The organism is Rhizobium sp. BK289 (genome assembly GCF_014193575.1).
GTDB lineage: Bacteria > Pseudomonadota > Alphaproteobacteria > Rhizobiales > Rhizobiaceae > Rhizobium > Rhizobium tropici_C.
In genome coordinates this window covers 344,920-363,672 of sequence record NZ_JACHZO010000003.1, presented here as the reverse complement: position 1 = coordinate 363,672, position 18,753 = coordinate 344,920, and the positions used below count along the sequence as shown (strand labels likewise).

The 18,753-nt window shown below is 60.7% G+C and carries 15 protein-coding genes and 1 pseudogene; 8 read left to right on the top strand and 8 right to left on the bottom strand.

What is annotated here, in order from left to right; translation table 11 throughout:
- Positions 1-39: 39 nt before the first annotated feature.
- Positions 40-882 carry a MoxR family ATPase gene (locus FHT84_RS07930; RefSeq protein ID WP_113249623.1) on the bottom strand — a complete coding sequence of 281 codons (843 nt, stop codon included), beginning with the start codon at positions 880-882 and terminating at the stop codon, positions 40-42.
- Positions 883-1,045: 163 nt separating this feature from the next.
- Here FHT84_RS07930 and FHT84_RS07925 point away from each other — a divergent pair, with 163 nt between their 5' ends.
- The gene (locus tag FHT84_RS07925) at positions 1,046-2,896 is read left to right on the top strand and encodes an ABC transporter ATP-binding protein/permease (protein WP_112341560.1); all 1,851 of its coding nucleotides are present in this window, start codon (positions 1,046-1,048) and stop codon (positions 2,894-2,896) included.
- Positions 2,897-3,011: 115 nt separating this feature from the next.
- On the opposite strand, the gene efp is transcribed toward FHT84_RS07925, so the two are convergent.
- Positions 3,012-3,581: an elongation factor P gene (gene efp, locus FHT84_RS07920; protein ID WP_069611558.1), complete on the bottom strand. Its 570-nt coding sequence runs from the start codon at positions 3,579-3,581 to the stop codon at positions 3,012-3,014.
- Between the two features lie 152 nt (positions 3,582-3,733).
- Between efp and epmA the strand changes: the two genes are divergently transcribed.
- The 7 genes from epmA to FHT84_RS07885 all read left to right on the top strand — a co-directional run bounded on the left by epmA (position 3,734) and on the right by FHT84_RS07885 (position 12,076).
- On the top strand, positions 3,734-4,798 hold the full coding sequence (epmA, locus tag FHT84_RS07915; protein WP_113249624.1) for an EF-P lysine aminoacylase EpmA: 1,065 nt from the start codon (positions 3,734-3,736) through the stop codon (positions 4,796-4,798).
- The gene (locus FHT84_RS07910; protein ID WP_183761576.1) at positions 4,795-5,847 is read left to right on the top strand and encodes a lysine-2,3-aminomutase-like protein; all 1,053 of its coding nucleotides are present in this window, start codon (positions 4,795-4,797) and stop codon (positions 5,845-5,847) included. The genes epmA and FHT84_RS07910 overlap by 4 nt, the downstream gene beginning before the upstream one ends.
- A gap of 357 nt (positions 5,848-6,204) precedes the next feature.
- Positions 6,205-6,456, top strand: coding sequence for an acyl carrier protein (locus tag FHT84_RS07905; protein WP_112341555.1), 252 nt, complete (start codon positions 6,205-6,207; stop codon positions 6,454-6,456).
- Entirely contained in the window at positions 6,456-7,649 is a 1,194-nt protein-coding gene (locus FHT84_RS07900) for an acyl-CoA dehydrogenase family protein (protein WP_112341553.1), read from the top strand. The genes FHT84_RS07905 and FHT84_RS07900 overlap by 1 nt, the downstream gene beginning before the upstream one ends.
- Before the next feature lie 5 nt (positions 7,650-7,654).
- On the top strand, positions 7,655-8,563 hold the full coding sequence (locus tag FHT84_RS07895) for an amino acid--[acyl-carrier-protein] ligase (protein ID WP_113249626.1): 909 nt from the start codon (positions 7,655-7,657) through the stop codon (positions 8,561-8,563).
- A gap of 8 nt (positions 8,564-8,571) precedes the next feature.
- The gene (locus FHT84_RS07890; RefSeq protein ID WP_112341732.1) at positions 8,572-9,531 is read left to right on the top strand and encodes a DUF1839 family protein; all 960 of its coding nucleotides are present in this window, start codon (positions 8,572-8,574) and stop codon (positions 9,529-9,531) included.
- Between the two features lie 76 nt (positions 9,532-9,607).
- Positions 9,608-12,076, top strand: coding sequence for a glycoside hydrolase family 2 protein (locus tag FHT84_RS07885; protein ID WP_183761573.1), 2,469 nt, complete (start codon positions 9,608-9,610; stop codon positions 12,074-12,076).
- Positions 12,077-12,140: 64 nt separating this feature from the next.
- On the opposite strand, the gene ugpC is transcribed toward FHT84_RS07885, so the two are convergent.
- The 6 genes and pseudogenes from ugpC to FHT84_RS07855 all read right to left on the bottom strand — a co-directional run bounded on the left by ugpC (position 12,141) and on the right by FHT84_RS07855 (position 18,575).
- Positions 12,141-13,220 carry a sn-glycerol-3-phosphate ABC transporter ATP-binding protein UgpC gene (ugpC, locus tag FHT84_RS07880; RefSeq protein ID WP_113249641.1) on the bottom strand — a complete coding sequence of 360 codons (1,080 nt, stop codon included), beginning with the start codon at positions 13,218-13,220 and terminating at the stop codon, positions 12,141-12,143.
- Positions 13,221-13,264: 44 nt separating this feature from the next.
- Positions 13,265-14,335, bottom strand: a complete 1,071-nt coding sequence (locus FHT84_RS07875) for a Gfo/Idh/MocA family oxidoreductase (protein ID WP_112341550.1) — start codon at positions 14,333-14,335, stop codon at positions 13,265-13,267.
- Between the two features lie 7 nt (positions 14,336-14,342).
- Positions 14,343-15,368, bottom strand: a complete 1,026-nt coding sequence (locus FHT84_RS07870) for a Gfo/Idh/MocA family oxidoreductase (RefSeq protein ID WP_183761570.1) — start codon at positions 15,366-15,368, stop codon at positions 14,343-14,345.
- 73 nt (positions 15,369-15,441) lie between these two features.
- Positions 15,442-16,290, bottom strand: a complete 849-nt coding sequence (locus FHT84_RS07865) for a carbohydrate ABC transporter permease (RefSeq protein WP_181592315.1) — start codon at positions 16,288-16,290, stop codon at positions 15,442-15,444.
- A gap of 28 nt (positions 16,291-16,318) precedes the next feature.
- Positions 16,319-17,185: pseudogene (locus FHT84_RS07860) on the bottom strand (sugar ABC transporter permease); the annotation flags it as partial.
- 106 nt (positions 17,186-17,291) lie between these two features.
- Positions 17,292-18,575: an ABC transporter substrate-binding protein gene (locus FHT84_RS07855; protein WP_113249630.1), complete on the bottom strand. Its 1,284-nt coding sequence runs from the start codon at positions 18,573-18,575 to the stop codon at positions 17,292-17,294.
- Positions 18,576-18,753: the final 178 nt, after the last annotated feature.

Genomic DNA, 18,753 nt, shown 5'->3' with positions numbered 1-18,753 from the left:
CTGCAGTTTTGTGGGCAGAAAGCGCAGCATCCGGCTGAATCATTTCCCTTGCCCCCGCGCCATGAAGGCCAGTCGTTCGAACAGATGCACATCCTGTTCGTTCTTCAGAAGCGCGCCATGCAGTTTCGGTAGCGCGTTCTTCGCATCGGCACGCAATGTTTCCGGATCGATATCGTCGGCAACCAGCAGGCGGATCCAATCGAGCGCTTCGGAGGTGGACGGCTTCTTCTTCAGCCCCGGTACGTCGCGGATTTCGAAGAACTGCGTCAGCGCCGCGCGGACGAGCGTCTGCTTGATACCGGGATAGTGAACCTCGACGATGCGCGTCAGCGTCTCCATGTCGGGAAAGCGGATATAATGGAAGAAGCAGCGGCGCAGAAAGGCGTCCGGAAGTTCCTTCTCGTTGTTCGAGGTGATGATGACGATCGGGCGGACGGCGGCCTGGATGGTCTCGCCGGTCTCATAGACGTGGAACTCCATGCGGTCGAGTTCCTGCAGCAGGTCGTTGGGGAATTCGATATCGGCCTTGTCGATCTCGTCGATCAGCAGCACGCACTTCATCGGCGAGGTGAAGGCCTGCCAAAGTTTGCCCCGGCGGATATAATTGCTGACATCGTGAACTCTGATGTCGCCCAACTGGCTGTCGCGCAGGCGCGAAACCGCATCATATTCATAGAGGCCCTGCTGGGCCTTCGTCGTCGATTTGACATTCCACTCTATGAGATCGAGCCCAAGGGCTGCGGCCACCTGACGGGCGAGTTCGGTCTTGCCCGTCCCGGGTTCGCCCTTGACCAGAAGCGGACGCTCCAGCCTTATGGCGGCGTTGACGGCGACCATCAGATCCTTGTCGGCGATATAGTCCGCCGTTCCCTGAAATTGCATCGGAAGGCTTTCTCAATCTTTCAACGGCAAGCTAATTGCTGACCTAATTCGGTTCAAGGCGCGAAACCGTGTATATAGGAACGTGATCGCACTGATCTATTGCAAGGATGGACATGGGGGCGGGTCATGGTTAACTGACGGGATGTGGTCGCAGGGAGTGCTGATGGCAGTTGAAACGCAAGCCAAGCCGAATGTGCAGGGGAACGAGCAGGTCGGATACGATTTGAGCCTCTTCTTTCGGTTGAGGATGATGTTTTCCGCGTTCTGGAATTCGCCGGTTCGCATCAAGCTCATTATTCTTGTCGTCGCGCTTTTCGCAATCATCGTGGTCACGGCCTATGTCCAGGTGCTGCTCAACAGCTGGAACGCTCCCTTTTACGACTCGCTGGCAAGGCGCGATATCGCCGCCTTCTTCCACCAGCTCGGCGTCTTCGGCATCATCGCCGGCTCGCTTCTGGTTCTCAACGTCGTCCAGGCCTGGCTTAACCAGATGACCGCGCTCTATATGCGCGAAGGCCTGGCACGCGATCTGGTCAATCAGTGGCTTCAGGCCAAGCGCGCGCTTCGTCTCGCCTCCTCAGGGCTGATCGGCGTCAATCCCGATCAGCGCCTGCATGAAGATGCCCGCAATCTCGCCGAAAGCACGACGGGGCTTGCCATCGGTCTGGTGCAGGCGACGATCCTGCTCTTCAGCTTCATCGGCGTGCTTTGGGAGCTGTCCAGCGGCATGGTGTTCAAGGTCAACGGCATGAATTTTGCCATCCCCGGCTACATGGTCTGGGCCGCGATCCTCTATGCCGGATCGGCATCGTTCCTCAGCCAGTTCGTCGGCCGCCGGCTGGTGCGATTGAATGCGGACCGCTATTCGAAGGAAGCCGAGCTGCGCTTTGCGCTCATGCATGCCAACGAGCACATGGCGGCGATCACCATTGCCGGTGGCGAGGAGAACGAGCGGCGGCGGATCAACCTCGATATATCAGCCGTTCTTGGCGTCATCCGCCAGCTTGCCATCGCCAATACCAATCTGACCTGGGTCTCCGCAGGCTATGGCTGGCTGGTGCTGATTATTCCGATCCTCGTTGCCGCCCCCGCCTATTTCTCCGGCGGTCTGACCTTCGGTCAGCTGATGGTGGCCGTTGGCGCCTTCAATCAGGTCAATTCGGCATTGCGCTGGTATGTTGCCAATTTCGGCCCGATCGCCGAATGGCGTGCGACGCTGATGCGCGTCACCGATTTCCGCAAGGCGCTGACGGAAATGGACGACAAGACGCCGATGCCGCATACGCTCGTCTTCGATAAGGCGCCGCCTGGAACGATGGTATGGACCGATCTGGAAGTTTCCACGAAAACCAATGACGAGGCCACGGAAAACGGTTTCTCGATTGCCGAAGGCACCGTCACCATCCATGCCGGCGAGCATGTCATGATCAACGGCGATCACGGCGTGAACCGCAGGCTGCTGTTCGAGGTGCTGGCGCATCAGTGGTACAGCGGTTCCGGCACTGTGAGCTTGCCGCCGATGGACGATATGCTGTTCATGCCACATACGCCCTACGTTCCCAGCGGCACGTTGAGAGAAGCGATCTGCTTTCCCGAGGATCGCGACGCTTATGACGATGCCGCCGTCAATGCCATCATGGACACGGTGGGTCTTGGTCGCCTCAAGAGCCGCCTCGACACGCAGGCCCGCTGGGATCGATTGCTGGATACGGAAGAACAGAAGGCCATCGGTTTTGCGCATCTGCTGCTGGCAAAGCCGAAATGGGTCATCCTGGATGATGCCCTGGAAGGACTGGAGGCTGAAGTTCAGGCCAAGGCCTGTGCCCTGCTGGCCGAACTACCGGATGCGACCTTGATCTATATCGGCCGCTCCGAGGCCTTCATGCAGGCCATGTCGCCGCGCCTCCTGCATTTGCAGACCTTGGCGCCGCATGAGCATAGCATCGAGATCGATACGCAGCCGGAAACCGTCAGCGCGGCGCAGAAGAATCAGAAAAAGGCCAGTGCCCCATAACGCGAATTCGTGATGCCGCGCGCCTTTACGAGTTCGATTTGATCTCCATATACCCGAAATGCAAAACGCCCCGTCACCAGGACGAGGCGTTTTCCATGCATGTGGGCGGCCGAGGTCAGTCCTTGGCGCGCTCGACATAGGAATTGTCTTCCGTCGCGATGACAACGCGGGTGCCGGCGTTGATGTGCGGCGGCACCATGGTGCGCACGCCGTTGGACAGCATAGCCGGCTTGTAGGAAGACGATGCCGTCTGGCCCTTGACGACCGGTTCCGTCTCGGTGATCTCGAGCGTGACGTGACGCGGCAGTTCGAGCGCCAGCGGAACGCCTTCGTGGATCGACAGGATGCAGGTCATGCCTTCCTGGAGATAGGCCTTCTGGTCGCCCATGGTTTCGGCATCGACGACGACCTGGTCGTAGGTGGCCGGGTTCATGAAGTGGAAGCCTTCGCCGTCTTCATAGAGGTACTGGAAGTTCACGTCTTCAACGAAGGCGCGCTCGACCTGTTCGGTGGTGCGCCAGCGCTCGGACACCTTCACGCCGTCGACGATGCGGCGCATGTCGACCTGGGTGACCGGAGTGCCCTTGCCTGGATGAAAGTTCTGTGCGGTGAGAACGACGTAGAGCTTGCCGTCGACGTCGAGAACGTTGCCCTTGCGGACCGAAGAGGCGATGACCTTGACCATAAGACTTCCTTGTAACGCTGCGTTTTGCGTCGTAGAGGGACTGTCGAAATGCTCTCCGAGACGCAGCAATTGTTTGCTTGGGGGCGCAACTACCCTAAATCAATGGAAATTGCCACCCCCTTGCGTGGCTCGTGCCACGAAGAAAGCTAGGAATGAAGCCGAAGACGAGCAAAGCGTCCCCCTGGTGGACCCGCAATGTCCATGCGGACCGGCGGCCGTTCCTCATTGGCCGCAATGCCATCCAGGCTGCATTGCGCATTTTCTTTGCCCGCAACGACTTCATCGAGGTGGATACGGCGACACTGCAGGTATCGCCGGGTAACGAGGCGCATCTGCACGCCTTCGAGACGGAGGCGCTGACGACAGACGGAAAGGCGCTGCCGCTTTATCTGCACACCTCGCCGGAATTCGCCTGCAAGAAACTGCTTGCGGCGGGCGAGGAGCGCATTGCCTGCTTCGCCCATGTCTACCGCAATCGCGAGCGAGGGCCGCTGCACCATCCGGAATTCACCATGCTCGAATGGTATCGGGCCGGCGAAAGCTATGAGGTCCTGATGGCCGATTGCGCCGCAATCCTGGGGCTTGCGGCCGAGACCGTCGGGGCGAAGAAATTCAGCTATCGCGGCGCAGAAACCGATCCGTTCCTGCCGCCCGAGCGCATCAGCGTGGCCGCTGCTTTCGAGCGCTATGCCGACATCGATCTCTTTGCCTCCATCGGCCTTGACGGATCGACCGATCGCGAGCGTCTGGCGGCGGATATGCGCCAGGCGGGCATCCGCGTTGCCGACGACGACCTGTGGCAGGATCTCTTCAGCCGTGTGCTGGTCGAGAAGATCGAGCCGAATCTGGGCTTCGGCCGTGCCACGATCCTTGACGAATATCCCGTTTCCGAAGCGGCGCTTGCGCGGCCATCGGCCAGGGATCATCGTGTCGCCGAGCGTTTTGAGCTCTATGCCTGCGGCGTCGAGCTTGCCAATGCCTTCGGCGAACTGACCAATGCCGAAGAGCAGCGCCGCCGCTTCGAGATCGAAATGGCGGAGAAGCAGCGCGTCTATGGCGAGACCTATCCGCTGGATGAGGAGTTTCTGGAGGCGCTTGCCGTCATGCCTGACGCAAGCGGCATTGCGTTGGGTTTCGACCGGCTCGTGATGCTGGCAACCGGCGCCTCACGGATCGAGCAGGTGCTGTGGGCACCGGTGGCGGAGTATGACGCATGAATGTGGTGCGCCCGATCCGGACCATCGGAGAGCTTGAGCGCGCCGGGCTGATCGATGCCGATCAGGCGGTCGCGCTCGAAGCGGTGGCGGAACGCTATGCCGTTGCCCTGACGCCGACCGTGACGCGGCTGATCGATCCCGCAAACTCCGCCGATCCCATTGCTCGGCAGTTCGTGCCCGATGCTGCCGAATTGCGCGTCATGCCGGAGGAGCGGGCTGATCCGATCGGCGATCACGCGCATAGCCCGGTCGAGGGCATTGTGCATCGCTATCCGGATCGCGTGCTGCTGAAGGCCGTACATGTCTGCCCGGTCTATTGCCGCTTCTGTTTCCGCCGCGAGATGGTCGGCCCCCAAGGGCTCGGCACGCTGGATGGCGAGGCGCTGGACGGCGCCTTTGCCTATATCCGCGACCATCAGGAGATCTGGGAGGTCATCCTGACCGGCGGCGATCCGCTGGTGCTTTCGCCGCGCCGGCTGGAAGAGATTCTCGGGCAGCTTGCCGAGATCGATCACGTGAAGATCGTCCGCTTTCACACCCGTATTCCGGTCGTCGATCCCCTGAAGGTCGATGCGGCGCTGATTACGGCGCTGAAGGCGAGCGGCAAGACCATCTATGTGGCGCTGCATGCCAATCATCCGCGAGAACTGACGGAGGAGGCGCGCGCCGCCTGTGCCCGGCTGGTCGATGCGGGCATCGTGCTTATCAGCCAGTCGGTTCTTCTCAAGGGGGTCAACGACGATCCGGAGGTGCTCGCGGCGCTGATGAAGGCTTTCGTGGAGACGCGGGTGAAGCCTTATTATCTGCATCATCCGGACCTTGCGCCCGGAACCAGCCATTTCCGCCTGACGATTGCCGAGGGGCAAGCGATCGTCGCGGCACTGCGCGGCCGTATTTCCGGCCTTTGCCAGCCCACTTACATTCTCGATATCCCCGGTGGCTACGGCAAAGCCGATATCGGCCAGCGTTCCGTCCGTGAAACGGGTGAAGGTTGCTACTCGATTTCAGACTATCGCGGCGGCGAGCATATCTATCCGCCGCAAAGCTAAAGTGCATACTTACGATCTTATATTGGACTGACGCTCTGATTGTGATGATGATTTTCGAATAAAACGTAGTGGCGAATTTTGGTGCGTTAACCCTCTTCGGGACCTCGCTCTTCCAAAAATCGACATGGCATAATATTAGGTAAATTTAATATTTGCGTGGAAGTCATCATTTATATGGCTTACGGAAGGTAAATTTTAATCAGAAAATTGTTGAATATAGCAATTTTCTACGAAGTATAAGTCGTTTGTATTTACCACGTCGCTTAGCGGAATGTTCTATTTTACCTGTTACTTCTTGGCGAACGATAAGACGGCATGACTTCGGTTATGCTTGCAATTGCCAGAAGGGACTAGATTATGAACAAGACGATTCGCGATTTGCTGGCCAAGTTCGGTGCGCTTCCTGTTACTATCGATCAGATCGAAGATGATGCTGATCTTTACGCGACCGGCCTGTCTTCTTTCGCTTCCGTACAGTTGATGCTCGGCATCGAGGAAGCCTTCGACATCGAATTTCCCGACAACCTGCTGAATCGCAAGTCCTTCGCCAGCATCGCCGCGATCGAAAGAACCGTGGGCATGATCTTGGACAGCAGAAAGGTCGCCTGATGACTGCGGCGGTCGCTCTACTTGAGGTTGGGACGGGCGAGGGAGCGGCGGTACGTGCCGCCCGAGTCGCAGCGATCGCCAGCCAACACGCCGATGCCGTCGATGCCGAAGGCCGGTTCCCACGTGAAGCTGTCGACGCGATGCGCGCTGAAAAGCTGCTCTCCATTCAGATCCCCGCCGATCTCGGCGGTGAAGGCGCATCGATGACCGAAATCGCCGAGCTCTGCTCGATCCTCGGTCAGGCCTGCGCCGCCAGCGCCATGGTCTTCGCCATGCATCAGATCAAGCTGTCGAGCCTGGTCGAGCACGGCGTCGATAGCGACTGGCACCGCGATTTCATGCGCCGCATCGCCAGGGAACAGCTGTTGCTTGCCTCGGCGACGACCGAGGGCGGGATCGGCGGCAATCTGCGCAACAGCATCTGCGCCATCAAGGTCGAAGGCGATACCTGCACCCTCGAAAAGGATGCGACCGTCATTTCATACGGCGCCCATGCCGACGCCATTCTGATTACCTCGCGCAGCCATGCCGAGGCGGCGTCTTCCGATCAGGTGCTGACCTGTTTCCTTAGAGATCAATACGAGATCAAGCGCACGGTCGAGTGGAACACGCTCGGCATGCGCGGTACCTGCTCCGACGGTTTCCTATTCAAGGGCGTGGCGCCGGCCAAGCAGATCCTGCCAAAGCCGTTTGCCGAGATCGCCGCGCAATCGATGCTAGCCAGTTCGCACCTGCTCTGGAGCGGTGTGTGGTATGGCATCGCCGCTGATGCGGTTTCCCGTGCACAGGCTTTTGTTCGTGCCGCTGCCCGCAAGTCTCCCGGCGCACCGCCGCCCGGCGCACTGCGTCTCGCCGAAGCCTCCAGCATGCTGCAGATGGTGAAATCCAATGTGGTTGCCGGGCTGAAGGCCTATGAAGAGGCGAAACTCGACGCGGACCGCCTGTCGTCGATGGCCTTCGCCGTGGCGATGAACAACGTCAAGATCGCATCGTCGGAGATGATCCTGCCGATCATCAATCATGCGATGCTGATCTGCGGCATCATGGGCTACAAGAACGGTACGCCCTACAGCCTCGGCCGCCACCTGCGCGACGCGCACTCGGCGCAATTAATGATCTCGAATGACCGCATTCTCGGCAATACGTCGACCATGCTGCTCGTCCACAAACAAGATACCAGCCTGTTGGGGTAACCGTCATGGATATGCAAACATCGTTTCTCGACCGCCTTTTCGATTCCGGTCTCCTGATCGACACCGGCGTTGATGGACTCTACGGCCGCAGCGGCCAGTTCGAAGATGTCATTTCCGCCTTTGAGCGGCTGATCGACAAATTCGGCGGCGCCGATGGCGCCGAGGCCATCCGTTTTCCGCCCGGCATGAACCGCGCCTTCTTCGAAAAGAGCGGCTACATGAAGAGCTTCCCGCAGCTCGCCGGCACGGTGCACAGCTTCTGCGGCAACGAACTCGATCACATGAGCCTGCTGAAGTGCATGGAAGTCGGCGACGACTGGACGAAAGACCAGCAGGCGACCGATATCGTGCTGACGCCGGCCGCCTGCTATCCGCTCTATCCGACCGTTGCCAAGCGCGGCGCCATTCCGGAAGACGGCGCGCTCTATGACCTGCAGTCCTATTGCTTCCGCCACGAGCCCTCCAAGGACCCGGCCCGCCAGCAGCTCTTCCGCATGCGCGAATATGTCTGCATGGGCAGCGAAAAGCATGTGACGGATTTCCGCCAGAGCTGGATGGATCGTGGTGTCGAGATGATGAAGGCCGTCGGCCTCGACGTGACCATAGATGTCGCCAACGATCCGTTCTTCGGCCGGGCCGGCAAGATGCTCGCCAACAACCAGCGCGACCAGAACCTGAAGTTCGAGCTGCTGATCCCGATCACCTCGACCGCCAAGCCGACCGCCTGCATGAGCTTCAACTACCACCAGGATGCCTTCGGCACGAAGTGGGGCTTGAACTTCACCGATGGCAGCGTCGTGCATACGGCCTGCGTCGGTTTCGGCCTGGAGCGCATCGCGCTGGCGCTGTTCCACACCCACGGTCTCGACGTCAAGGAATGGCCCGAGAGCGTGCGTAAGGCGCTGTGGGGCTGATCGCTTCCATGGCAGCCGTGTTTCAGGGACTGGATCCCGCCGCCTACAAGCCACATGCGCTGCACGACAGCGAGCGCATGTGGCCCGAGACCAACTGCTATATCGATCTCTGGATCGAAGTGCTTTCGCGCCTGGAGCTGCCGCCGGAAGCCATGCTCGGCTTCACGCTGACACAGGATTTCGAGGGCGACCAGTTCACCTTCTTCAAGGTGCCGCTCGAGGATCTGGAAGCGCTCTACGGCGTGCGCTGCACCGAGCTTGCGATCTACGACAAGGTGCAGAACCATGTCGCCGAGCAGATCGGCCGTGGCCGGCTCTGCCTGGTGGAGATGGATTCCTTCTTCATGCCGGATACGCAGGGCGTCGGCTATCGCCGCGAACACGGCAAGACGACGGTGGCGATCAACAGGCTCGACATGGAAGGCCGCACGGTCGACTATTTCCACAATGGCGGGTTCTTCCAATTGTCGGGCGAAGATTTCGACGGGCTCTTCCAGCTGCATCTGACGGATGAAGATCTGCCATTCCTGCCCTATACGGAATTTGCGAAATTTCCGGAGAAGGCACCTAGCGACGCCGCGATCCGTCAGACGGCGCGGCAGCTTCTGTCTTTCCATTTCCGCCGTCGTCCCAAGGCCAATCCGATCCGCGCCTTCGCGGAGGTCTTCCCGACGCAGGTGGAGGCGGTCGCCGAACGGCCTTTCGGCTTCTTTCATAAATATGCCTTCAACACGCTGCGTCAGCTCGGTGCCAATTTCGAGCTCGCCGGCAGCCATTTCGATTGGCTTGCGGCCGATCTGGGCAATGCGGCCGGCGAAGCGCGGAAAATTTCCGAGACGGCAAAATCGGTGCAGTTCCAGCTTGCCCGCGCCATTACGCGCAAGAAATTCGAGCCATTGCGCACGGCGCTTGATCCGGCCGCCGATGCGTGGGATTCCATGATGAGCGAGCTCGAACGGAAGCTTTGACAAGCTTCCGTTTGACCGCGATACGGCTGGGTCATTTCTGAACATATTGGGGCGGGGTAATCCCCCGGAAGATGTCATGGGCGGGCGCTTGGCGGATCTCGGCGGCGGAATGAGGCTGAGCGAGGGTTGGAATCTGGTACTGACGGAGGCGGGCACATGCCTCTCGCCCTCCGATGTGCCGCTGACGTCTGGCTTCATCCCCGCGCCCGTGCCGGGCACGGCAGCGCAAGCACTGGAAAAAGCGGGGCGTTTCGATAGGACAAAGCCACAGCCTCTTCATGATCGCGATGCCTGGTACATCTGCCGTCTGGTGGATGCAGAGGCCGGCGAGGCGGTGCTGCGGCTGGAGGGGCTGGCGACGCTTTGCGAAGTCTTCCTCAACGGCCAGCAAATCCTTGTTTCCGAAAGCATGTTCGAGGCACATGACATCGACGTTATCCTGCTTGGCGGTGACGAGCTGGCGCTCTGCTTCCGTGCGCTGGAGCCGAAGCTTTCCGAACCGGGTCCGCGCGCCCGCTGGCGGCCGCAGATGATCACGCCGCAGGGTCTGCGGATGGTGCGCACGACGTTGCTTGGCCATATGCCCGGCTGGTGCCCGGAGGTTCAGGCCGTTGGTCCATGGCGGCCGATTACGCTGCTGCGGCCGGGCGCTCCCGTTATTCGCGATCTCTCCTTGCGGCCGGACCTGCTCGAGAATGGCGAGGGCAGGCTCTACGCTTCGCTCTCGATCGAGAGCGATGTTGAAGAGCTGCTTTTGCGCTGCGGAGAGACGGAACAGGCGTTCGAAAAGGATAGCGCCGGCCGCTATACCGCAATTCTGAAAATTCCCGATGTGGTGCCCTGGCGGCCGCATACGCACGGCGTGCCGCAACTCCATGATGTCGCCCTCGTCGTCAATGGAGTCGAGCACGCACTTGGGCAGACCGGGTTTCGCCGGCTGTCGATCGATCGTGGTGCCGATCGCCAGGATTTCGCTCTTGTCGTGAATGGCGAGCGGATTTTCTGCCGCGGCGCGGTCTGGACCACGGCCGATATCGCACGCCTGCCTGGCGGCCGCGACGATTATGAACCCTGGCTGCGGCTGGCGGCTGAGGCCGGCATGAACATGATCCGCATCGGCGGCACCATGGCTTACGAGACGTCGGAATTCTTTCGTCTCTGTGACGAACTCGGCCTGCTGGTCTGGCAGGATTTCATGTTCGCCAATTTCGACTATCCTAAGACCGATAAGGCGTTCAACGTCCATGTCGAGGCGGAGGTTTCACAGTTTCTGAGCCGCACACGCCTCTCGCCCTCGCTGGCTATCCTTTGCGGCGGCAGCGAGATCCACCAGCAGGCGGCCATGATGGGTCTGCCGGAACAGTTCTGGAAAAGCCCTGTTGTGGAGGAGATCATCCCGCCGCTGGTGCAATCGCTGCGGCCGGATGTGCCCTATGTAGTCAACTCGCCAACGGGCGGGCCGATGCCGTTTTCGCCGAATGCCGGGGTCACGCATTATTACGGCGTCGGCGCCTATATGCGGCCGCTTGCCGATGCGCGCCGCGCCGATGTTCGTTTTGCCGCCGAGAGCCTGGCTTTCGCGCATGTGCCGCAAGCCCGTACGTTGAGCCAGCATCTGCCGGTTCCGGCAGTCCATAGCCCACTATGGAAGGAGCGCGTGCCGCGCGATCGCGGCGCATCCTGGGATTTCGAGGATGTGCGCGATCATTATCTTCAGGAGCTTTACGGTTTCGAGCCGAACAAACTGCGGCGGGAAGACCCGGATCTCTATCTCAACCTCTCCCGTGCGGTGACGGGCGAGGTGGCTGAGGAGACCTATGCCGAGTGGCGCCGTCACGGCTCCGGCTGCAACGGCGCGCTCGTCTGGACGCTGCAGGATCTGCTTCCCGGCGCCGGCTGGGGTGTGATCGATTCGATCGGGGAGCCGAAGCCGGTCTGGTATGGGCTGCGCCGCGCTTTCCGGCCGATGCAGGTATTATTGATAGACGAGGGCACGAACGGTCTCGACGTACATGTCATCAACGAGAGCGATGCGGCGCTCGATCTGACCGTCGAAGTCTCCTGCCTGCGCGATGGCCGTCAGGTCGTCGTCGGTGGCGGCCGCGATCTGGTGCTCGAAGCACGCGGCAAGCAAAAGATAGCCTGCACTGATCTTTTCGGCGCCTTCTTCGACACGACCTACGCTTTCCGTTTCGGACCACCGTCGCACGATGTCACTGTCGCGCGGCTGACGAATTCGGTAACCGGCGCGGTGATTGCCGAGGCCTTTTACTTCCCGCTTGGCCGCACCAAGGCATTCCACGATGCCGAAATCACGGCATCGGCAGTGCAGGAGGGCGAGGACTGGTTCCTCGATCTCAGCACTAATCAACTGGCGCAATCGGTGCAGATCGATCTGGAAACCTATCGGGCCGAGGATGACTGGTTCCATCTTGCGCCAGGCAGCCGGCGGATTCTGCTGTACCGGCGGGAAGGCGTTCCGGCCGAGGTCATTCCATCCGGGCAAATCCGCTCCGTCGGCAGCCGGCGGATCGTCGAGGTGTAGGTGATGGCGGGCACGAGGAGTTATCTCGCCCGCTAGGGGCGAGATCGGTCCTGCGCCAGCTCTCCTACAGCGTCACCCCATCCGGCCCGAACAGATGGCAGCGCTCGGGATCGATGTGAATGCTAACCGTCTCGCCGGCGCGGATGGCCTGCTGATCTTCTAGCGCAACCGTCAGCGCCTGACCGCCATGCAGCGTGACGTAGAGGATCGTCTGGCCGCCGAGATGTTCGACGAGATCGACGCGGGCATTGCCGAGCGCCAGGCCGCGATCGCCGACGTTCAGGTGCTCCGGGCGGGCGCCGAGGGTCACCGGCTGTCCAGGCTGAAGGCTGCCCAGCCGGCGCGGCAGGCGCACCGTCTGGCCGGCAAGATCGATGACGGCGGAGCCGTCGTCGGAGGCGACGATCTTCGCGTCGAGGAAGTTCATCTTCGGCGAGCCGATGAAGCCGGCGACGAACTTGTTCTTCGGCTTGTTGTAGAGGTCGAGCGGCGCGCCGACCTGCTCGATCTTGCCGCCGTTCAGCACCACGATCTTATCGGCCATCGTCATGGCCTCGGTCTGGTCGTGGGTGACGTAGATCATGGTATTGCCGAGCCGCTGGTGCAGGCGGGCGATCTCGACGCGCATCTGCACGCGCAGTTCGGCATCGAGGTTCGAGAGCGGCTCGTCGAAGAGGAAGATGTTCGGTTCGCGCACGATGGCGCGGCCGATGGCGACGCGCTGGCGCTGACCGCCGGAGAGCTGCTTTGGCTTGCGCTGCAGCAGCTGCTTGATCTGCAGGATCTCGGCCGCCTTTTCGACGCGCGGATGAATGTCCTGCTTCTTCATGCCGGCCGTTTCCAGGCCGAAGGCAAGGTTTTTGTAGACGGTCATATGGGGGTAGAGCGCATAGGACTGGAAGACCATGGCGATGCCGCGTTTGGAGGCGGGGACATCGTTCATGCGGCTGCCGTCAAGATAAAGCCCGCCGCCGGAAATCGGCTCGAGGCCAGCGATCATGCGCAGGAGCGTGGACTTGCCGCAGCCGGAGGGACCGACGAAGACGGTGAATTCCCCCGGCTCGATTTCGAGGTCAATCCCGTGAACCACCTGGAGCTCGCCATAGCGCTTGATAACCTTCTGCAGCGATACGCTTGTCGCCATGGGCGCTTCCTCCTTGTTGGTCCTGATGGCTCGCGGAGCAACGTTCATGACGGCCTCCAGCTCTTGTATTTCTTGGCTTCCGGCCCGACGGGGAAGCGGACTTCAGTGCGGGTTTCCGACGATTCATAGAATGCGGTGACCAACTCCAGCGCCTGGCGGGCATCGACTGTGGTCACCGGCAGCGGTCCGCCCGACACCAGCGCGTCGTGGAACAGCCTCATCTGCGTGTTGAAACGGTTGGGGATCGGCGACCAATCGGTGAGCAGCGCGTCGATCTTCGCGCCGATCTCCTCATTGGCGGGGATGATCTTCCAGGGGTCCTGGCCGGGGCTGTAGGGCTCGTGGTTGCTCTCGATCAGGACGTTTTCGAAGGCGAGGCGCAGGCGGCTGATCTGCTCCTGCGAGCCGAGCGTCGCGCTGATGGTGGCGAGCGCGCCGTTTTCCATCAGCAGGCTGGCGCTGGCGCAATCTTCCACCTCGATATCGTTGACGCGGGTGGCAACACGGCCGAAGAGGCCCGCGATCGGCCCCATCAGATAGGTCAGCATGTCGTGCAGATGGATAGAGTGCGTCATCAGCACGCCGCCGAGTTCGGTGTCCCACTTGCCGCGCCAGGGGACCGCATAATAGTCGGCGCCGCGTACCCAATGCGTCTCCGACGTTGCGACATAGGGTTTGCCGGCAATGCCTGAAGCGATGATACGCTTGGCTTTCTGGATGCCGTCGCCATAGCGATATTGGAAGATCGGCATCAGCCGGCCCTTGGCGGTCTTTTCGGCCTCGATGACCGCATCGACATCGGCGAGCGATCCCACGAGCGGCTTTTCGCAGACCACGTGTTTGCCGGCGGCAAGCGCCTGCATGATCAGTTGGAAGTGCGAGCCGGGCGGCGTGCAGATGTCGATGATGTCGATATCGGGCATGTTGAGGACTTCGGAGAAATCCTTGAGGCGTCTGCCGATGCCGAACTCGTCGCCGACGGCGTTCAGGCGTTCCTCGTTGAGATCGCAAAGGACGGCGACTTCGAAGCGATCCGGATGCGGCAGATAGCCTTCGACGATATGAGAGCGGCCGATGCCAAGGCCGATGATCGCGACTTTCTTGATGTCGGACATGACGCAATTACCTTTGAATGCTGTTGAGCGATGTTGCCTCGGCAAGCGCCTGCGCCTTCAGCGCCAGCTCCATGGCTTTGAAGCAATGTTCCTGGCCCATCGCGGTTTCGGTGCGATCTCTGACGTCGTCAACAAGCTGGCGGCCATAGGGCAGTTCCACACCGCTGCAGTCGATATGCTGCATGCCCTTGCGGTCGGTGAGGAAGAGATGGTCGGTGCCGGGCCGACCGGCGACATCGATATATTTGCGCAGCTCGATCGTGCCTTCGGTGCCAACGATGAAGAGGCGGCCGTCGCCCCAGGTGGAAAGCCCGTCCGGCGTGAACCAGTCGACGCGGACATAGCCCGTGACGTCGGGCGTCCTTACATGAAAATCGCCATAGTCCTGCAGGCCCGGCGTTTCCGGATTGGCGCGGTTGGACACCGTTGCCGACAGCACCTCGGCTTCAAGGGAGTCTGCAAAGAACAGGAACTGCTCGCACTGATGCGAGGCGATGTCGGCGATGATGCCGCCATAGCGCTTGCGGTCGAAGAACCAGTCGGGCCGGGTCGGTTTGCGCAGACGGTGCGGACCGAGGCCGGTCGTGTGGATGACCTTGCCGATAGCGCCAGCCTTCACCAGTTCACCGGCCTTGACCGTCGATGCCGTCTCGAAATGCTCGGAATAGAGGATGGAGACGATGCGCTTGGTCTCGGCCTGCACTTTTCGCACTTCAGCGAGCTGATCCAGCGTCACCATGCCGGGCTTGTCGAGCATCACGTCCTTGCCGTGGCGCATGGTCTCGATAGCAAGGTCGGCGCGCTCGCTGGAAATCGCGGCGCTGACGATCAGCGCGATGGAGCTGTCTTCGAGGATTTCCCTTTTATCGGCAACGCGTTTCGCCTGCGGGAAGCGTTCGGCGAAGGTGGCGGCGAGATCGTCCTCCACCGCATGGAAGGCGACGAGTTCGGCGCCGGCCCGCAGCATGACGTTGACCTGGCCGTAGATATGATCGTGATTGAGGCCGATGGCGGCGAAGCGCAGCGCGCTCATGCGACATTTCCTTTCGTGGGTTTGTTGGTTCGCAGCCCCAAATCTTGGGTATTCGGGGCTGCGAGGTTCGTAATCAGCGTTTGAGGCCGGCGGTTGCGATGCCGTCGATCAGCAGCCTCTGGAAGAAGAGGAAGATCAGGAAGACCGGGATCAGCGACAGGCTCGACATGGCAAACAGGCTGCTCCAATCGGAACTTCCCGTGGAGTCCACGAAGGAGCGCAGGCCGAGCTGTACCGTGTAGGTGTTGATGTCCGAGAGGTAGATCAGCGGTCCAAAGAAATCGTCCCAGGTCCAAATGAAGGAGAAGATGGCGGCCGTCGCCAGAACGGGAAGCGACAGAGGCAGCATGATGCGCCAGTAGATGCGCCATGGGCTGCAGCCATCCATCATGGCGGCCTCGTCCAGTTCACGGGGAATGCCGCGGAAGAACTGCACCATCAGGAAGATAAAGAAGGCATCGACCGCGAGGAATTTCGGCACGACGAGCGGCAGCATGGTCTTCACCCAGCCGAGCTTCAGGAAGAGGATATATTGCGGGATCAGCGTCACGTGATAGGGCAGCATCAGCGTGCCCAGCATCAGGGCGAACCAGAAATTCTTGCCCCAGAAATTTAGTCGGGCGAAGGCGTAAGCCGCCAGCGAGCAAGAGATGACGTTGCCGATGACCGAAAGCACGGCGATGACGGCTGAATTCCAGACGAACTTGCCGAAGGTGACCTGTCCGCCGAACCAGCCGCGGGCATAGGCGCTGAAATCGAATTGCGAAGGGATCAGCGATGCCGTGCCGAAGATCTCGTTCTGGTCCTTGATCGAGCCCGAGAGCATCCACAGCAGCGGATAGAGCATCACGATCGACGCGGCGACGAGAGCGACGTGGATGAGGACGGAGAGGAACCACGGGCGCTCGCGCGGCGGCTTCATGTCGTCGGCAAAATGAGTGAGCTTCGCGTCAGTCATCGTAGTGGACCCAATAACGAGCGGAGAGGAAGGAAAAGGCGGTGAAGATCGCGATGATGATCACCAGGATCCAGGCCAGCGCCGAGGCATAACCCATGCGGAAATAGCCGAAGGCTTCCTGGTAGAGATAGAGCGTGTAGAACAGCGTCGAATCGATCGGGCCGCCGGTGCCGGATGAAATCACATAGGCCGGCGTAAAGGCCTTGAAGGCGTCGATCGTCTGGACCACGGCATTGAAGAAAATAACCGGCGTCAGAAGCGGCAGGGTGATCTTGAAGAAGATCCGCGCCTTGGAAGCTCCGTCGAGGCTGGCGGCCTCGTAGAGATCGGTCGGGATCTGGCGCAGGCCGGCGAGGAAGATGATCATTGGCGAACCGAACTGCCAGATGGCCAGGATGATGAGTGTGTAGAGCGAATAGTCCGGATTGGAGATCCAGCTCGGCCCGTTGATGCCGAAGGCGTACCAGAGGAGGGTATTGACGATGCCGTCGGCATCGAAGATCTGCCGCCACAGCACCGCGATCGCGACGCTGGAGCCGAGAAGCGAGGGCAGGTAGAAGATGGCACGGTAAACCGGTAGGCCCTTGATACCGCGGTTGAGCAGCAGCGCCACCAGCAGCGCGAAGGCGAGCTTCAGCGGCACCGAACAGACGACGTAGAACAGCGTCACCTTCATCGACGACAGGAATTTGTCATCGGCCGTCGCGATCCGCACGTAGTTCTCCATACCGACGAGGTTCGGCGCCTGCAGCAGATTGTAATCGGTGAAGGAGAGATAGAGTGAGGCGATCGCCGGCCCGAGGGTCAGTCCGAAGAAGCCGATGAACCACGGCAGAAGGAAGAGATAGCCGGGTGCGTTGCGCGCGAATGCGCTCGGCGCTTTATAGGCAGTTTCAACGCGCAACGGCGCGCGCGCGCCGACGGCCAAGCCGCCGGCAACGCTCTTGCTGTTTGTACCCACGGTGTCAGCCTCGCGTAATGTTTGCTGCTGCCTGTTCGGTGAACTTCGTGCCAGCGTCCTGTGCACTGGTTTTGCCGAAGGCCACCTCCTCGGCGATCTTCTTCAGCAGGAAAGCGTTCTCGCCGGCGCCGTTCGGTGGAGACGGCGGTAGCGCTCCGACACGCGGCGTCAACCGGCCGATATAGTCGACCACCTGTTTGCTGACGGGATCCAGACCCGGGGTCAGGAGATCGCGGATTTTTTTCGAAGGCGGAACGCCGCGCTCGACTCCGAGCGCCTTGGTGCCTTCCGGGTCTTCGACCAGGTAGTTGACGAAGGCGACGGCGGCATCCTTGTTCGCGGACGTGGCCGAAACCGACATCAGCATCGACGGTTTCAGATACTGGCCGGGCTTGCTGTCGGCATTGGCCGGATAGGAGACGATATCGAGCTTCTCCTTGACAAGGCCCTGAATGGCGACGAACTGGTTGGAATGGGCGTAGCTGACCGCTGCCTTCTTGGTCACGAGCATGTCGGTTTCGAGGGTCTGCTGGTCCAGCGCCTGGACGTCGGCTGGCGTGCACGCGCCGATCTCTCGCATATGGCCCCAGAAGTCGAACCATTCGGTGGCGTCCCTGGCTTCGAAAGCCAGCTTGCCGTCAGCCGTATAGAGAGCCTTGCCGCGCTGGCGCAGCCAGCATTCCAAAGCCGGCTCGCTGCCGCCGGCATCTGCCGTGCCATAGAAGCCACGGCGTTTCTTGGCAGCCGTCACCTTGGCACAGGCCTCGCCGAGCTGCTCCCATGTCATGCCGTCATGCGGCGGCTCGACGCCGGCTTCATTCCAGGCGGCAGTATTGACGACGACCATTGAGGAATTCACGCCGAGGCTGACACCGTAAATCTTGTTGTCGACTTTGCCGGAATCGATGTTGGCCGTGCCGAAATCCTCGATTGCCAGGCTCTTGCCGAGATAAGGCGTCATGTCGAGCAACGCGCCGCGACGGGCATATTCGAAGATGTAACGGTAATCCATCTGGATGAGGTCGGGGGCATTGCCGCCGCCGGTCTGGGTGGCCAAGCGCGTCCAATAGCTGTCCCAGCCGAAGGATTCGCCGGCGATGGTGATATCCGGATTCTTGGCCTGATAGGCCTTTACGGCTGCAAATGTCCGGTCGCTGCGCTCCTTCGACCCCCACCAAAGAAGGCGCATCGCGGTTGCCGCATTGGCGCTCGAAAGTCCCATACAGCTGAAGGCAAGCGTGGCTGCCATGCCGGCTAGCAACTGCCGGCGGTCGATCGTCAACGTCATCCTGGTCTCCTCCCCAGTGAACCGATGATTTACGAACTGCTTTGCATGATATAACTATTTGGTTACAAGTTGGATAGAAACGCGACCGCTGTCAAGCGCCAATCGCGTCACAATCAAAACGGGCCTATGCGCGGCGGTGGGCGTCCATTGCTGCAGCCCCGATCGGGAAGGAGATCGT

Bases quoted from the DNA above. Each gene is read 5' to 3' on its own strand.
- FHT84_RS07905 (WP_112341555.1), top strand. From the start codon at position 6,205: ATGAACAAGACGATTCGCGATTTGCTGGCCAAGTTCGGTGCGCTTCCT.
- FHT84_RS07855 (WP_113249630.1), bottom strand. From the start codon at position 18,575: ATGACGTTGACGATCGACCGCCGGCAGTTGCTAGCCGGCATGGCAGCC.
- FHT84_RS07875 (WP_112341550.1), bottom strand. From the start codon at position 14,335: ATGTCCGACATCAAGAAAGTCGCGATCATCGGCCTTGGCATCGGCCGC.
- FHT84_RS07925 (WP_112341560.1), top strand. From the start codon at position 1,046: ATGGCAGTTGAAACGCAAGCCAAGCCGAATGTGCAGGGGAACGAGCAG.
- FHT84_RS07865 (WP_181592315.1), bottom strand. From the start codon at position 16,290: ATGAAGCCGCCGCGCGAGCGCCCGTGGTTCCTCTCCGTCCTCATCCAC.
- efp (WP_069611558.1), bottom strand. From the start codon at position 3,581: ATGGTCAAGGTCATCGCCTCTTCGGTCCGCAAGGGCAACGTTCTCGAC.
- FHT84_RS07895 (WP_113249626.1), top strand. From the start codon at position 7,655: ATGGATATGCAAACATCGTTTCTCGACCGCCTTTTCGATTCCGGTCTC.
- FHT84_RS07870 (WP_183761570.1), bottom strand. From the start codon at position 15,368: ATGAGCGCGCTGCGCTTCGCCGCCATCGGCCTCAATCACGATCATATC.
- FHT84_RS07930 (WP_113249623.1), bottom strand. From the start codon at position 882: ATGCAATTTCAGGGAACGGCGGACTATATCGCCGACAAGGATCTGATG.
- FHT84_RS07890 (WP_112341732.1), top strand. From the start codon at position 8,572: ATGGCAGCCGTGTTTCAGGGACTGGATCCCGCCGCCTACAAGCCACAT.
- FHT84_RS07910 (WP_183761576.1), top strand. From the start codon at position 4,795: ATGAATGTGGTGCGCCCGATCCGGACCATCGGAGAGCTTGAGCGCGCC.
- epmA (WP_113249624.1), top strand. From the start codon at position 3,734: ATGAAGCCGAAGACGAGCAAAGCGTCCCCCTGGTGGACCCGCAATGTC.
- FHT84_RS07885 (WP_183761573.1), top strand. From the start codon at position 9,608: ATGGGCGGGCGCTTGGCGGATCTCGGCGGCGGAATGAGGCTGAGCGAG.
- FHT84_RS07900 (WP_112341553.1), top strand. From the start codon at position 6,456: ATGACTGCGGCGGTCGCTCTACTTGAGGTTGGGACGGGCGAGGGAGCG.
- ugpC (WP_113249641.1), bottom strand. From the start codon at position 13,220: ATGGCGACAAGCGTATCGCTGCAGAAGGTTATCAAGCGCTATGGCGAG.